This window comes from Anaerolineaceae bacterium oral taxon 439, from assembly GCA_001717545.1.
Lineage (GTDB): Bacteria > Chloroflexota > Anaerolineae > Anaerolineales > Anaerolineaceae > Flexilinea.
Genome location: CP017039.1, coordinates 1,828,607 through 1,843,149 on the forward strand (window position 1 = coordinate 1,828,607; position 14,543 = coordinate 1,843,149).

General features: G+C 55.3%; 13 protein-coding genes. 6 read left to right on the top strand and 7 right to left on the bottom strand.

From position 1 onward, the window contains the following. From BEQ56_08240 to BEQ56_08265, 6 genes are all read left to right on the top strand, one after another. Positions 1-2,400 carry a hypothetical protein gene (locus BEQ56_08240; GenBank protein AOH43466.1) on the top strand — a complete coding sequence of 800 codons (2,400 nt, stop codon included), beginning with the start codon at positions 1-3 and terminating at the stop codon, positions 2,398-2,400. Between the two features lie 379 nt (positions 2,401-2,779). Continuing rightward, positions 2,780-3,766: a diguanylate cyclase gene (locus BEQ56_08245; GenBank protein ID AOH43467.1), complete on the top strand. Its 987-nt coding sequence runs from the start codon at positions 2,780-2,782 to the stop codon at positions 3,764-3,766. 742 nt (positions 3,767-4,508) lie between these two features. After that, on the top strand, positions 4,509-5,540 hold the full coding sequence (locus BEQ56_08250) for an ABC transporter permease (GenBank protein ID AOH44467.1): 1,032 nt from the start codon (positions 4,509-4,511) through the stop codon (positions 5,538-5,540). A gap of 13 nt (positions 5,541-5,553) precedes the next feature. Beyond that, entirely contained in the window at positions 5,554-6,720 is a 1,167-nt protein-coding gene (locus BEQ56_08255; protein AOH43468.1) for a dipeptide/oligopeptide/nickel ABC transporter ATP-binding protein, read from the top strand. Then, positions 6,717-7,691 (top strand): peptide ABC transporter substrate-binding protein, encoded by a 975-nt coding sequence (locus tag BEQ56_08260; protein ID AOH43469.1) that lies wholly within the window; start codon positions 6,717-6,719, stop codon positions 7,689-7,691. The genes BEQ56_08255 and BEQ56_08260 overlap by 4 nt, the downstream gene beginning before the upstream one ends. A 6-nt stretch (positions 7,692-7,697) precedes the next feature. Further along, positions 7,698-7,922 carry a hypothetical protein gene (locus tag BEQ56_08265; protein AOH43470.1) on the top strand — a complete coding sequence of 75 codons (225 nt, stop codon included), beginning with the start codon at positions 7,698-7,700 and terminating at the stop codon, positions 7,920-7,922. 111 nt (positions 7,923-8,033) lie between these two features. On the opposite strand, the gene BEQ56_08270 is transcribed toward BEQ56_08265, so the two are convergent. From BEQ56_08270 to BEQ56_08300, 7 genes are all read right to left on the bottom strand, one after another. Further along, positions 8,034-8,843 (bottom strand): hypothetical protein, encoded by an 810-nt coding sequence (locus tag BEQ56_08270; GenBank protein ID AOH43471.1) that lies wholly within the window; start codon positions 8,841-8,843, stop codon positions 8,034-8,036. Beyond that, a complete protein-coding gene (locus tag BEQ56_08275) occupies positions 8,836-9,942 on the bottom strand; it encodes an iron ABC transporter substrate-binding protein (GenBank protein AOH43472.1) in 1,107 nt (368 codons plus the stop codon). Before BEQ56_08275 ends, BEQ56_08270 begins: the two co-directional genes overlap by 8 nt. 20 nt (positions 9,943-9,962) lie before the next feature. Next, positions 9,963-10,715: an iron ABC transporter ATP-binding protein gene (locus BEQ56_08280; GenBank protein ID AOH43473.1), complete on the bottom strand. Its 753-nt coding sequence runs from the start codon at positions 10,713-10,715 to the stop codon at positions 9,963-9,965. Continuing rightward, positions 10,712-11,737, bottom strand: coding sequence for an iron ABC transporter permease (locus tag BEQ56_08285; protein AOH43474.1), 1,026 nt, complete (start codon positions 11,735-11,737; stop codon positions 10,712-10,714). The genes BEQ56_08280 and BEQ56_08285 overlap by 4 nt, the downstream gene beginning before the upstream one ends. 218 nt (positions 11,738-11,955) lie before the next feature. Beyond that, on the bottom strand, positions 11,956-12,882 hold the full coding sequence (locus tag BEQ56_08290; protein ID AOH43475.1) for a hypothetical protein: 927 nt from the start codon (positions 12,880-12,882) through the stop codon (positions 11,956-11,958). Then, positions 12,879-13,616, bottom strand: coding sequence for a hypothetical protein (locus BEQ56_08295; protein ID AOH43476.1), 738 nt, complete (start codon positions 13,614-13,616; stop codon positions 12,879-12,881). The genes BEQ56_08290 and BEQ56_08295 overlap by 4 nt, the downstream gene beginning before the upstream one ends. Before the next feature lie 12 nt (positions 13,617-13,628). After that, complete coding sequence (locus BEQ56_08300) at positions 13,629-14,468, bottom strand: hypothetical protein (protein ID AOH43477.1); 840 nt, start codon at positions 14,466-14,468, stop codon at positions 13,629-13,631. Positions 14,469-14,543: the final 75 nt, after the last annotated feature.

Consider the following 14,543-nt stretch of genomic DNA (forward strand, 5'->3'; position numbering starts at 1 on the left):
ATGAATAAAAAATGGTTAAGCTTTTTCCTTAGTATCGTCATGATCATTTCGATGGTCGCACCTGCCCTTGCGCAGGATACGACCCCGCTCGTTATCGGCAGCGGGGCCTTCTCCGAAAAATTTTCGCCTTTCTTTTATGATACCGTTTATGACAGGCATGTTGTCGAGCTGACGCAGGTAAAGCTGCTGACGACCGATCGGACCGGAGCGATCGTCTTTAACGCGATCGAGGGCGAAACCCGGCCTTACAACGGCGTCGATTATTTCTATAACGGGGTCGCGGATACGGCCGTCGACTACGACGAAGCCTCTGATACGACGAAATACACCGTCAAGCTTCGGGATGATCTCTATTTCTCAGACGGCGTTCAGGCGACCGCCGACGATATTATCTTTACGTACTACGTATTTCTCGATCCCGCCTATGTCGGTTCGACGACGCTTCGGACCTATCCGATTATCGGGCTCCAGGACTACCTGACGCAGACTACCTCCGACGTCTACGCCAAATACGAAACGCTGGCCAACGGGATCATCGAAGCCGGCCGCGATCATGAATGGACCGACGCTGACGCCTGGACGCAGGAACAGCAGGACGCCTACTGGGCATTGATCGACGGCCGCTGGACGTTCGAGGTTCAGGGGATCGTCGATTACGTTAACGCCAAATACGCGGATAAAGCCGCGGAAGCGCTCGGCGTCAGCGCCGACGAAATCGCCGCCGAACCAGGCCTGAAGATTGCCGCGGGCATGACGCTCTGGGGCTTCGGCGACGTTGCCGACGGCGTCCTGACCGCGAAATCCGGAAAAACCTTTAAGCTCGCCGACGGCGAATTCCCGACGATCGAAGATTACGTAGCCGAAACGGTTGAGGCTTACGCCGGGGACGCGAATGAGTTCTTCTCGACCGAATCCACCAACTCCGATAATCAGTCGATCCTCTCCTACGCGAAGGATACCTTCATCTCCGATCTCGGTTCGCAGGACCCCGAAATGGGCGAAGGCATCCCGAACATTTCCGGTATCAGGAAAGTTGACGATTACACCGTTGAAATTACGACCGACGGTTACGAAGCGCCGACGATTTACCAGCTGTTCGAGGGCTACCTCGCGCCGATGCACTACTACGGCGATCCGGAACAGTACGACTATGACAACAACATGTTCGGACACCCGTACAACGACCTCAGCATCGTCGAAGCCAAAACGAATCATCCGATGGGCGCCGGTCCGTATAAATTCATCAGGTATGAAAATAAGGTCGTTTATTTCGAAGCCAGCGAACACTATTTCGACGGCGAACCGGTCACGAAAGAGGTCCAGTACCGCGAAACCAACACCAACGAATTCGTCGCGGCGCTCAGCGCGGGAACGATCGACGTCGGGGACATGAGCGGGTCCAAGTCGAACTACGAAGAAATCGCCTCCTATAACAGCAACGGCGATATCAACGGCGACGTCGTCAACACGATCAAGGTCGACAACCTCGGCTACGGCTATATCGGGATGAACGCCGATACGATGAACGTGGGCGGCGAACCGGGTTCCGAGGCCTCGAAGAACCTCCGCCGCGGGATCGCGACCGTCTTCTCGGTTTACCGCGATACGGCGTATGATTCCTACTACGGCGAAGCCGCTTCGGTCATCAACTACCCGATCTCCAACACCTCCTGGGCCGCGCCGCAGAAGACCGATCCGGACTACAAGGTCGCGTTCTCCGTCGACGTCGACGGCAACGATATCTACACCGACGACATGGACGCCGAAGCGAAATACGCCGCCGCGCTCGACGCCGCCGTCGGTTTCTTCAAGGCCGCCGGCTATACCTTCGACGAAGCGACCGGGAAATTCACGGCCGCCCCGGAAGGCGCGAAGATGAGCTATGAAGTTATAATCGGCGGCGACGGAACGGGAGACCATCCCTCCTTCGCCGTCCTGACCGACGCTCAGGCCGCGCTCGCGAAGATCGGGATCGATATCCGGATCAACGATCCGGCCGACGGTTCGGTCATGTGGGACGCGCTCGACGCCGGGAAACAGGAAATGTGGTGCGCCGCATGGCAGTCGACCATCGATCCGGACATGTATCAGGTTTATCACAGCAGCGGCATCGTCGGCCGCGGTGGTTCGGACTCGAACCATTACCATATCGCGGATCCGGCTCTCGACGAAGCGATCGTCCTCGCCCGCCAGTCGGACGACCAGGCCTATCGCAAGCAGGTCTACAAGACCGCGCTCGATATTATCGTCGACTGGGCCGTCGAAATCCCGGCGTACCAGCGCCAGAACGCTACGATCTACAGCTCCCAGCGGATCGTTCCTGAATCGATGCTCCCCGATTCAACGACATTCCTGATGTGGGACGAGGCGATCGATCGGATCGAAATGGCGACGAAATAAGGTTCGTTTTATTCAACGTTGCCCGCCGCGCGGAAATACCAGCGGCGGGCAACTAAATTCGAGATTTAAACCGGCAGGAGGGACTTTGCAGCGTCGAAGTCCCTCCTTGCCGACGTTACCGCTGGAAAACGATCCGCCGTCCCGGTCTGGGGAACGACAGGGAACGTCCCCGGACGAATCAACGAAAAAGGATCGCGGCGTCGAGTTTTCCAGCAGAAAGACAGAGATGCTTTCCGCGGCCACGCGCTGAATGGATCGTCGGTACAGTCCGCGCAGGCCGCAGCCATCGATCAGAGAGCCAAAACGGGTCTTCCAGGTCCGCGCTGAAAATTCCCGGATATGGAATCGGGAGATCGTCTTACCAAAAGAAAGGAGTTCGATGTCAAAATACCTGCTGCGCCGGTTTCTTTTCGCGGTGATTATCCTGATCTTCGGATCATTAATTATCTACACCGCGATTCGGTTCTTACCGACTTCCTTTATCGAAACGACCGCCCGGCAACGTTCCGCTCTTCCGGGAGCTAAACCCTACAACGAAATCTTAGCCGAGCTCAATAAACTGTACGCCCGCGACACGTCGATCCTGGACGGATTCTTTAAATGGTTCCGGAACGCAATGCGCGGCGACTGGGGGACCTCCTGGGTCTTCAACAAACCGGTCCTCGCGAAATTCAGGGAAGTTATCTGGTATTCGGTCTTCTTAAACGTCGTCACGCTCTTCGTCCAGACGTTTATCTCAATTCCGCTGGGGATCACGGCGGCGCGCAATCAGTATGGAAAAACCGACTACTTCGTGACCGTTTTCTCGTTAGCCTGTATCTCGCTCCCGACGTTCTTCCTGGCGACCGTGCTGAAATTCATTTTTTCCATTAAGTTAGGCTGGTTCGACCTGTATGGCGCCGTCGGCCGCTACCACATGCAGCTCAGCGAATTCAGGAAGTTCCTCGACCTGTCGCATCATATGGTGCTGCCGGTCATTACGCTTTCAATGCTGAGTATCGGCGGCATGATGCGCTTTACGCGAACGAACATGCTCGAAGTCCTCAACGCAGACTACATCCGCACCGCCCGGGCCAAAGGCCTTCCGGAGGACGTCGTCATCCGCAAGCACGCGTTCCGCAACACCCTGATCCCGCTGGTCACGTACATGTCCTACCTGATCCCGAACCTGTTCGCCGGATCGCTGATTACGGAAACGCTCTTTCAGATTCCCGGAATCGGCTTCGCGTCCTACACGGCCGTTACCCAGGGAGACATCCCCTTCGCCATGTTCTATTCGTTCCTGTCCATCGCGCTGACCCAGGTCAGCCTGCTGATCGCCGATTTCATGTACGCGGTCGTCGATCCGCGCGTCCGGATAAATTAGATAAGGAGTCTCCGAAATGAGCGAACAACCCATCATGAACCAGAACGATTCCGAACCGCCCGAAGCGGAAATCCGTCTCGACGACGAAAAAAGGATCCGCGTACTTTCTCCGGGGCTGCTGATCTGGCGGCGTTTCGTCCGCAACAAGCTCGCCATCGCCGGCATGGTCATCCTGATCGTCATGTTCGCGTTCTCGTTCATCGGCGGCCTCCTTTCCCCATATAAACAGCAGCAGGTCTTCCGAAAACAGGAAGCGATCCTGCACGAATACGCGTCGGGGTCGCTGAACCAGGATTTACGGTATATCGTCAGAGACGGCGAATCCTTCTCGAATATCGCCGCCGCCAACTTTGTCCTCGCGAAAAATAACGGCGCAGCCACCTTTGAACACGGGGGCGTTCATTATTCTTATATAGAATTCGGCGACGATTTCTATCAGATTTTCAGTCTTGCGGAAATCGGAAACGTCCTGCTTCTCGGAAAGACCGCGGAATTCACACTGAACGCCGGAGAAACGCTGACCCCGGAGGAAGAAACCGCGATCACCGACGCGATTAAAGCGAAAACCGAAGCGTTCGATTTCAACGACCAGCAGTTCGTCCTTCGCCGCCAGGGAAAAAACACCGTCGTCAGCGTCACCCGGCCGATCGCGATCGCGACCACGCTGATTTTCGACGCGTTTCATCCGGACGGCGCCGGCATCGTTAAGAAATACGGATTCGTCCGCGGCGCCGGGCTGGCCATGATCGGGAACGAGGAAACGTTTGAGTTCGACGGCCAGCGGTACGCGATCGTCGAAGACGAAGATCGGACGATCGTCTATCTCGACAGCGCCGGCGGCGAACCGTTCGCCTCGATTTCGAACCTGATGATCCGCGCCGCGTCGAGGAATATCTTCCTGAGCGTCGATTTCAAGAACGCCTTCCTGGAAGCGATCGACGAGGGGCATACGACCTTTACCGTCGCCGACAAAAACGGGGACCCGGTCGAATACCGGATTTCCCGAACGCATAATACCTATACGATCCGGACTGAAACGGTTTCCGAACTGATCGATATGTATGCGTTCCCGTCCATGCGGCATCCGCTCGGGACCGACAGCAACGGCATGGACGTTTTGACGCGACTGATGTACGGCGGACGCGTTTCGCTGATCGTCGGTTTCGTCGTCGTCTTTATCGAAACGATTATCGGCGTCATTATCGGCGGAATCTCCGGCTATTTCGGCGGAGCCGCCGACATGCTGCTCATGCGCTTCATCGACATCTTCAATACGATCCCGTTTTATCCGATCGTCTTCATCCTTGGCGCGATCATGGACACGATCCAGATCCCCCCGATGAAACGGATTTTTGTGCTGATGATCGCGATCGGGCTGAACGGCTGGACGTCGATCGCCCGGATCGTCCGCGGCCAGATCCTTTCCCTCCGGGAACAGGACTTCATGGTCGCCACGCGCGCGACCGGGATCCGGACCATGCGGCAGATTTTCGTCCATCTCGTCCCGAACGTCATGCCGCTCCTGATCGTTCAGGCGACGCTTTCGCTCGGCTCGATTATTATCATTGAAGCAACGCTTTCGTTCCTTGGGATCGGGATCAAATACCCGTACGCTTCATGGGGCTCGATTATCAACGCCGCGACCAACCTGTACGTCATGACCAACTACTGGTTCATGTGGTTCCCGGCGGGCGTCCTGATCTTCGTTACCGTTCTCGGCTTCAACTTCGTCGGAGACGGCCTGCGCGATGCGTTTGACCCGAAGATGAAATAACGGAGGAACCGACATGGCATTCTGGAATAAGAAATCTACGAAAAAATCGCTCGACGCGAATTATATTTCGGCGTCCGATTCGGCGAGAATCGCCCGCGAGAACCGGAAAATCACCTCCGCAATGGAACGGAAACGCAACCGAAAAAACGTTCCGGAATCGGAATATCTGACGGAAATGCGCGATCCGAATAACGTCGTTGAATTCGACGACGTTCATACTTATTTCTACACCGATATCGGCACTGTTCATGCCGTCGACGGCGTTTCGTTCGATGTCCCGGCGAGCTCGACCGTCGGCGTTGTCGGCGAGTCCGGCTGCGGGAAGTCCGTCACGGCGCTGTCGCTGATGCAGCTTGTCCAACGTCCGCAGGGACAAACCGTCAAAGGCCAGATCCGCGTCAACCTCGGCGACAAGGCCTACGATATCGTCCAGACGCCGACCGAGGCCATGCGCCATATTCGCGGCAATGAAGTCTCCATGATCTTCCAGGAACCGATGACGTCGCTCAACCCGGTTTTTCGCGTCGGCGCACAGATCGACGAAGTCATCCGGATGCACAATCCCAGCATATCGAAAGAGGACGTCAGAAAACGCACGCTGGAAATGATCGAGATGGTCGGGATCGCGAATCAGGCCGGCATCTACGAAATGTATCCGCATCAGCTTTCCGGCGGAATGCGTCAGCGGATCATGATCGCGATCGCCCTCGCCTGCAGCCCGAAAGTCGTTATCGCCGACGAACCGACGACCGCGCTCGACGTCACCATCCAGGCGCAGATTCTCGACCTGTTCCGGAGCCTGAAATCCCGGATCAACGCCTCGATTATCCTGATTACCCATGACCTGGGCGTCGTCGCCGAAATGGCCGATTACGTCGTCGTCATGTATTCGAGCCGGATCGTCGAGAAAGGAACCGCGCGCGAAATCTTCCAAAACCCCTGCCATCCGTATACCGTCGGATTGATGAACTCCAAGCCGATCCTCAATAAAAAAGTTGATAAGCTATACTCAATCCCCGGTTCGGTACCCAGCCCGATCGACATGCCGAACCACTGTTATTTCCGCGATCGCTGTGATAAGCGGATCGCCCGCTGCAACGGCGCGTATCCCTGCCAGATTCAACTGTCAGAGACCCATTTTGTCAGCTGCCACCTTTACGAATCGGAGGATGCGAAATGAGCGAACAACCTCTCATTGAAGTCAGAAATTTGAAAAAGTATTTCCCGCTTCGGAGCGGCTTTTTCAACCGCGTCACCGGGCACGTTAAAGCGGTCGACGGAATTTCGTTTACAATTCCGCGCGGGAAAACGATGGGCCTGGTCGGGGAATCCGGCTGCGGAAAGTCAACGACCGGAAAGACGCTCCTCCGGCTCGAAGAAAAGACCTCGGGCGACGTCCTTTTTGAGGGTCGGGAAATCTACGATATCGGAACCAAGGAAATGCGCCGGCTCCGTCCGAAGCTCCAGATTATTTTCCAGGATCCGTATTCATCGCTCTCGCCGCGCCTCCCCGTCGGCGAAATTATCGGCGAGGCCGTCCGGGAACATCGGATCGTCCCGCCGGATGAATTCGACGAATACGTGACCCGGATCATGCTCGCCAGCGGACTTCAGGAATACCATAAGCTCCGCTATCCGCATGAGTTTTCCGGCGGACAGCGTCAGCGGATCTGTATCGCGCGCGCGTTAGCGCTGAACCCGAGGTTTATCGTCTGCGACGAGCCGGTCTCCGCGCTCGACGTCTCGATCCAGGCGCAGATTATCAATCTTCTCGAAGAGCTTCAGGCTCAATTCGATTTAGCCTACCTCTTCATCTCCCATGACCTCTCCGTCGTTCAGCATATTTCCGATTTCGTCGGCGTCATGTACCTCGGATCGATGGTCGAGACGGCGTCCAAGGAAGAAATCTTTGCGCATCCGCTTCATCCGTATACCGAAGCGCTTTTCAGCGCAATTCCCGTCCCGGATCCGGACTACAAAATGAACCGGATCATCCTCGAAGGTTCGATACCTTCTCCGGCGCGGCCGCCGTCCGGCTGCAAATTCCATACCCGCTGCGCGAAGGCCATGCCGAAATGCAGTGAGACCGCGCCCGAAATGATCGAGGCCGCCCCGGGTCATTTTGTCAGCTGTCACCTGTTCGGAGGATAAACGAGCATGAAAACGACGCGTCAGGACGAATGGATCGACGACGGCCATACGATCGTCAGCATGAATGTTGAAGGGATGCCCTGGTACCGGCCGGCAAACCGACCCAAAGAAACGGTCAGCGACGGCTACACGACATGGATGATTATCAAGGAGAGCTGGAAAGCCGCCGTCGTCGTCTGCACGGTTTTTTCGCTCGCGCTGATCCTGACCATGGCCGCGTTCCTCCGATAGACGGAAAGAAACGAAAAAGAAGCGAAAAGTAAAAAGCAGGGGCTGTCCAAATCAGGAGCAGCCCCTGCCGTCATCAGCTGATCAGCAAAACAACTGAATCAGATCAGCAGATCAGTATTTCAGCGAATAATCCACGTACAGCATCCCGCGGATCCCGCGCAGCTCAGCCGGAACCTTCCCGTCCGGCGTCAGCCGCTTTTCCATCGCTTTCATCAGCCGCTCTGTATCTTCCGGCGTGAAATCCTCGCCGAAGAGCCAGCTCGCGAAACGGAGAACGCAGTCCTCCGGCGCGATATCCTCGCGGATCGTCCGGGACGTCGCCTGAAACTTCGGAAGGTAGCCGTCCGCGACGAACAGGTTGAATAAATAGACCAGGTCAAAACTGACGCGCTTTCTGGGCGTTATTCCCATGTCCGCCGCGATCGTATCGAGAAACAGATCGTTCCGTTCGATCCAGGTCCCAAGAAAAACGCCCTTCTTCGCTATCTTCAAAAATTTCAGATAGTTTTCGTAATAGTCAACAATCGGGCAGTTTGCCACGAAAATATAATCGTACGGCTTCGTTGGCTCAAATTCCTGAAACGACGAATGATAAACCGGGACGTCCGCGTAACCGTTCTCAGCAGCATACGCTTTCGCCGTCCTGACCATCGCGATCGACGGGTCCAATCCTTCGGCCCTCGCCCCGGCGTCCAGCAGCAATTTCAGGTACCTGCCCGCGCCGCAACCCGAATCGAGAACGCTCATTCCATCGAGATCGCCGACGGAAGACTTGAAAAACGAGAAATAACCGTCGCCGTCCGCGCGCGCGGATAAACGGCTGACTTCCTTCGCCCGCCGGTTCCACATCCGGTTCGAGGCCTCGATATCCTGAGCTGGATTCGAGAGCTTTTCCTGACAAATCTCGCGCAGCTTATTCATTAGCGAACGTACTCGTCGTAAACGATTCCGGATACGTCTTCAGCAGATCGGCATAAACATCCTTCCCGACGAAAAGCGTATAAATCTCGGCGGCCTTCTCCTTAAGATCGATATCGGCGAAATTTTCCGGATGGGCCAGCGATCCGATAAAGTACATATTCAGAATCGCCGTATCATAGTTCATCCCATACGTGAAGTACGGCATGATGTAATGGGCGTTTTTATTCTTGAACGCGGAAAGCGAGCGATAAAAATCCGGATCAGCCGCCATGTCTTCGTCAAGGAGCGTCTTCCCGCTCAGATCCAGAATAATCATCTCAGGGTCCAGATCAAGAAGCTTTTCCTTGTCAATCATAACGCTGCGCTCGTCGGTCAGCTCGTCCATGACGTTGAAGGCGTTAACCGTACGCAGGAGATCCAGATGCGTTTTCGTCGATAAGATTCCCTGCTCGCCGCGGAAGCTGCATCCGCCAAGATACATTCTCGGGCTTTCTTCGATCGATCCGGCGCGCGACTGTAAGTCTTTTTCGGTCTCCCGAATAAACGTGTTAACCTCTTCCGCACGATCTTCGAGTTTCAATACCTTTCCGATGATCTCGAACGTCCGGTACGTTTTTTCACCGAAAATGTCGCCGCGCATTCCAGCGTCGATCCCAACGACCGGAATATCCAGCGTCTTCTGAAGCTCGTCGAGCTCATCGGCGCTCTGGCTGTACGCAACAAAAATAACGTCCGGCTCGGCGAACTTCAGGAGCTCATAGTCCGGCTCAAATTTCGAGCCGCCCTTCCCAATCGTTTCAAGCTCGCGCAATTCCGGATAAGCGTAGTGAATCGATTGACCGGTAACCGTATGGCCCGTCTTCTCGGTCCCTTCGATCCCGACGAGACGATCCGATCCGGCGATATACGCGTAAAGCTTTAATGCTCCATGCCCGATCGAAAGGGTCCGTTCCGGAACCTTCGTAAACTCAATTGTGCGTCCGGTACTGTCGACGACCGAATAACCTTCCGATGATTCCTGCGCGACGGCGATCGAAGCGAACGCCAGAAGTGCGACCAGAACCGTAAGACCGACAACTTTTCGAATAGACAGATTCATTCAATACTCCTTATAAACCTTTAATTCAGGATAATAAATTTTTTGTCGCCATGATTTAATACTTCGACGTCAAGATTATAAACGTCACGGATCGATTCGCGCGTGATAACCGACGCGCCGCCATAATCGTAGACCGCCCCGTCTTTCAGCAGCAGAAACTTATCCGAATAACGCAGCGCGAGATTAATATCATGGATACTCACAATAACCGAAATCTGCTTCTCTTCGCAGTATTCCCGAACCAGCCGCATAACCGCGACCTGATTTTTAATATCCAGACTGCTCGTCGGTTCGTCCAGCAGGAGAACCTTCGGCTCCTGCGCCAACGCTCTGGCGAGGATGACTTTTTGAAATTCGCCGCCGCTCAGCGTATTCGCGTCGCGCATCGCGAACTTCTCCAGACCCAGCTTCCGGATAAGATATTCGACATGATCGTAGTCAGTCTGGACCGCGTCCTGACGGATATGCGGAAGACGTCCGATCAGGATCGTATCGTAAACCGTATTTCTGACCGGAACGTTATACTGGCTGACGTACGCGGCGCGGCGCGCCATTTCCCTGTGGCTCATACGACGGACGTCCTCTCCATCGAGATAAATCGCGCCGCTCTCGGGACAAAGAATCTTGATCAGGTTCTTCAGCAGCGTCGATTTCCCCGCGCCGTTGATCCCCAGAAGCGAAACGAAACAGCCGCATCCCAGATCGAAGCTGACATTTTTCAGGATATAACTGCTGTACTTGAAATTAAGCTGGTCAACCTGGATCAGGTTCATATCGACTTTTCTTTCAATAAGATATACACGAACACAGGCGCGCCTAAGATCGACGTAATCGCGCCGACCGGAAGAACGAGCGGAGCCGAAACCGTCCGTGCCAGCGTATCGCTGAACAGGACCAGAAACGCTCCCATCAGCAGCGTGCCGGGGATCATGAAGCGCTTATCTTCGCCGATAATCCGTTTGGTGACCTGCGGCGCGAGCAGGCCGACAAACCCGATAACGCCGACGAAGGCAACGCTGATCCCGGTATTCAGCGCGGCCAGAAAGATGGACAGGTTCCGCATGCCGCGCGTATCGACGCCTAACGAATGCGCCGTATGCTCCCCCGAATCCATCGCATTCATATGCCAGCGATACAGGTAAACAATCAGCGAGGACAGGAGCGACACGACCATGACGATCGCGATTTCATGGAAATTGATCCGACCAAGATCGCCGAAGGTCCAGGCAACGGCCGCCGCCAGCTTCGTTTCGTCGGCAAAATACTGAATAATAATCGTAATCGCGGAGAACAGCGAATTCAGCGCTACGCCGGCGAGAATAACCGTTGTCTTATCGGCCCGGCGGAGACTCGAAATCGCCAGAACGAGCAACATGCAGAGGACGGAAGCAATAAATGCAAAGCCCGCCGTCATCATCGAGCCCGCCTCGATACCAAAGCGCGCCAGCGTGATAATCGCGATATTCGCGCCCAGCGCAGAAGCAGAAGAAATCCCCAGCGTCGAAGGCGACGCCAGCGGATTATTCAGCGAACTCTGAATAATCATCCCCGACAGCGCGGTCCCGATCCCGACGAAAAAACCGCCCAAAACCCGCGGAAGCCGAATCCCATAGACGATAAAGCGGCTTTTGTCGCTTCCTCTCCCAACCAGCGCCAGAAAACTATCCCAGATCGACATTCCCGAAGAACCGACGTTAATCGACAGGATAGCAATAAAAACCAGCACGCCGCAAAGAAAGATAAGAAACGCTTTTTTAAACGCAATCCGTTCCCGATACTTTAGATTAATATCCAACGCTTTAAACCGTCCTCCTGATCCGTCGCCCGTACGGTTCTTACCGCACCGCGCGATATACGGGCCTTCGTTAGAGATATCTAACTCAACGGTCGAACTTATAACATAGATACACGGGCTTGTCAAACCGACGAAAAATCCTGATTTTGCCGCCGGCTCAACCGAACCCAACGGGAATCAGGATTTTCGCTTCACAGCACAGAACGGATCAGACGATATCAGCTCGCGCTTTCCCCCCAGAACGCACGGACGCAATTCGCCGCTTCGAAATCCTTCTTTCCCATCCCATATCCGATCGCGCCGACAGTCATCAGCGGCTGCGGCCCGAAACGCGCCGCAAAGTATTTCAGGAGCGCCGCGCCCGTCGGAGTACAAAGTTCGGCGGCGATCCTCCCCCCGTACGTCGGAACCCCGCGCAAAATCTCGGCCGTCGCCGGAGCCGGAACCGGTAAAATCCCATGCGCGCAGCGAACAACGCCCGAACCGACATGAACCGGCGAAACGACGATCTCGTCAGGTTTCATCCGGTCAATCAGGAAGCAAACCGCCGCGATATCGGCGATGGCGTCCAACGCCCCGACCTCGTGAAAATGCACCTGCGATACCGGACGCTGGTGCGCCTTGGATTCCGCTTCGGCGATCAGTCGATATACCGCCAGCGCGTCATTTTTGACGTTTTCATTGGCTGAAAGACCGCAGAGGATCGCCTCAATTTCCGACATGCCGCGATGAACGCAGTGATGATGCTCCTGCCCTTCATGACAAACGCCATGGCCATGCCCATGATCATGATGATGATGCTCCTGTCCTTCATGACAAACGTCATGACTATGCCCATGATCATGGTGATGATGCTCCTGTCCTTCATGACAAACGTCATGACTATGCCCATGATCATGGTGGTGATGCACATGCGCAGGCATCCAATCCGCTTCCTCGGCGCCGTCGATCAGGACGCGAACGCTTGTTCCGTGAATCCCTGCTTTTTCGGCCGTCTCCACCGCGAATTTCACGCCGTCGATTCCAAGCGAATTCAACGCGGAAACCGCCTCAACGCGCTCGCCGTCCGGGAGCAGGTCGATCAGCGCGCCCGTCAGCATATCCCCCGCCGCACCCATACGGCATTCAAAATAAAGCGTTTTCATGTTTCATCTTCTCCCTCCGGCCGCTCCGCTTCATCCGCATCGCGCGCCTCAGCAGCGTCGTTTTCAGCCCGTTTCCGCAGGATCCCCCTCAAGCTGAATTTCATAACACGCTCTTTTCCTTCGCGAAGCCGCTTAAAATTCGGCTTCAGCGCGGTATAAACGATCGCCAGGCCGAAAATTCCGTACAAAACGTACCACCATGAGCTCGGCTCCATCCCGGTCAACCGCATGACGATAAACGTTACCGTCGCGAATAAATTGATCGAGAACGTCGCGACTGACGCGTACCCGAGCGTCATGTATAAAATCAGCGCCGGAATCCCGGCAAAGAAAATCACGCTCGGCAGGATCCCGATCACGACGCCCAACGACGTCAGGCCGCCGGCGCCGCCGCGCAGCCGGCATTGGCCGCTCGGAACCGTTTCAATCAAAAAAATCGACTTAATATGCCCCAATACCGCCAGGATCCCTGCCGCGGCGATCATCCAATCCATCCGCTCGGCGAAACTCCAGCGAACGATCCAAACCGCCAGGAACCCTTTCAGGACATCGCAAACCGCGGTCAGCAGGCCCCATTTGACCCCGATCGTCCGGATTACGTTCGACGTCCCCATCTTCCCGGACGCATGATACCGAATATCGCGCCGGCTGACAAGCCAGACAAGCGCCCAACCGACGGGCAGCGAACCGACCAGATACGCCAAAGCTAAAACAATCAGATATTGCCAGATCATGGGATACGACTCCTAAGCGGTAAGTTCAAAGTACAAAAAAGCTGACAGAAACAACGCACCCTGCCACCCCAACCGGCGCAGCGCGAAACGAAACGAACGCCCTGAAGAACATATTATAATGAAATTAATCGTCAGGTAAAAGACGGCGAACAGGAGGACCCCGTACGATAACGCCCGCAGCGGCAAATACATAAACGCGATCCCGAATTCGGCGACAACCGCCGCGACAGCTAACGCTTTATACAGCGGCGCCAACCCCGCTTCTTCCAACAGGAAAATCCGCCAGGAGATCAGGAACGTCGAAAAAATCAGGAAAGGCGTCAGGAAAACGATCCGTCCGCCGACCGACTTCGCAAATAAAAATCCCATCGCCGCTGAAACGTATGCCAGCGCTGTCACCGGAACCGAAGCGATCGCGCTCCGTGGATCGGACCGGAAACAGAGGTAACTCTCCGAAAGGAAAACCGAATACAGCAGCAGTCCGCCAAAGAACAGGATAATCACCCAGCCGATTCCCGGTTCAACTGAGCTCAGTAAAATTCCCAGCGACGCCGTTGCCGTAAATGGGACGATGACATGGGTAAATTTTCTGGACCGCCCCGTTTCCGGCTCGACCTCGATCGCCGTATAAACGCCGCAGGCTGCGATCAGCGCAACCATCGGAATCATCGGCAAATCCGGCGAAAGATCGACCGGCAACGATAAAAACAGGACGTCGAGCGTAAAGCGCCAGTTCGCGTCCGAAACCGTCGCGGCCATCGCAAAGCAAAGCAGAATCACGGCGGTCAACGAAGAAAAGAAGGTCCGGTGCGGAGATTTCGCGATCATACCTTGATTATACGCGATTCCCACTCTTCTGCGTTTCCTGATCCCGGAGAGACGGAAGAGGAACCGAATAGATTTTCTAAGCCCTCCGGAAAAACATCC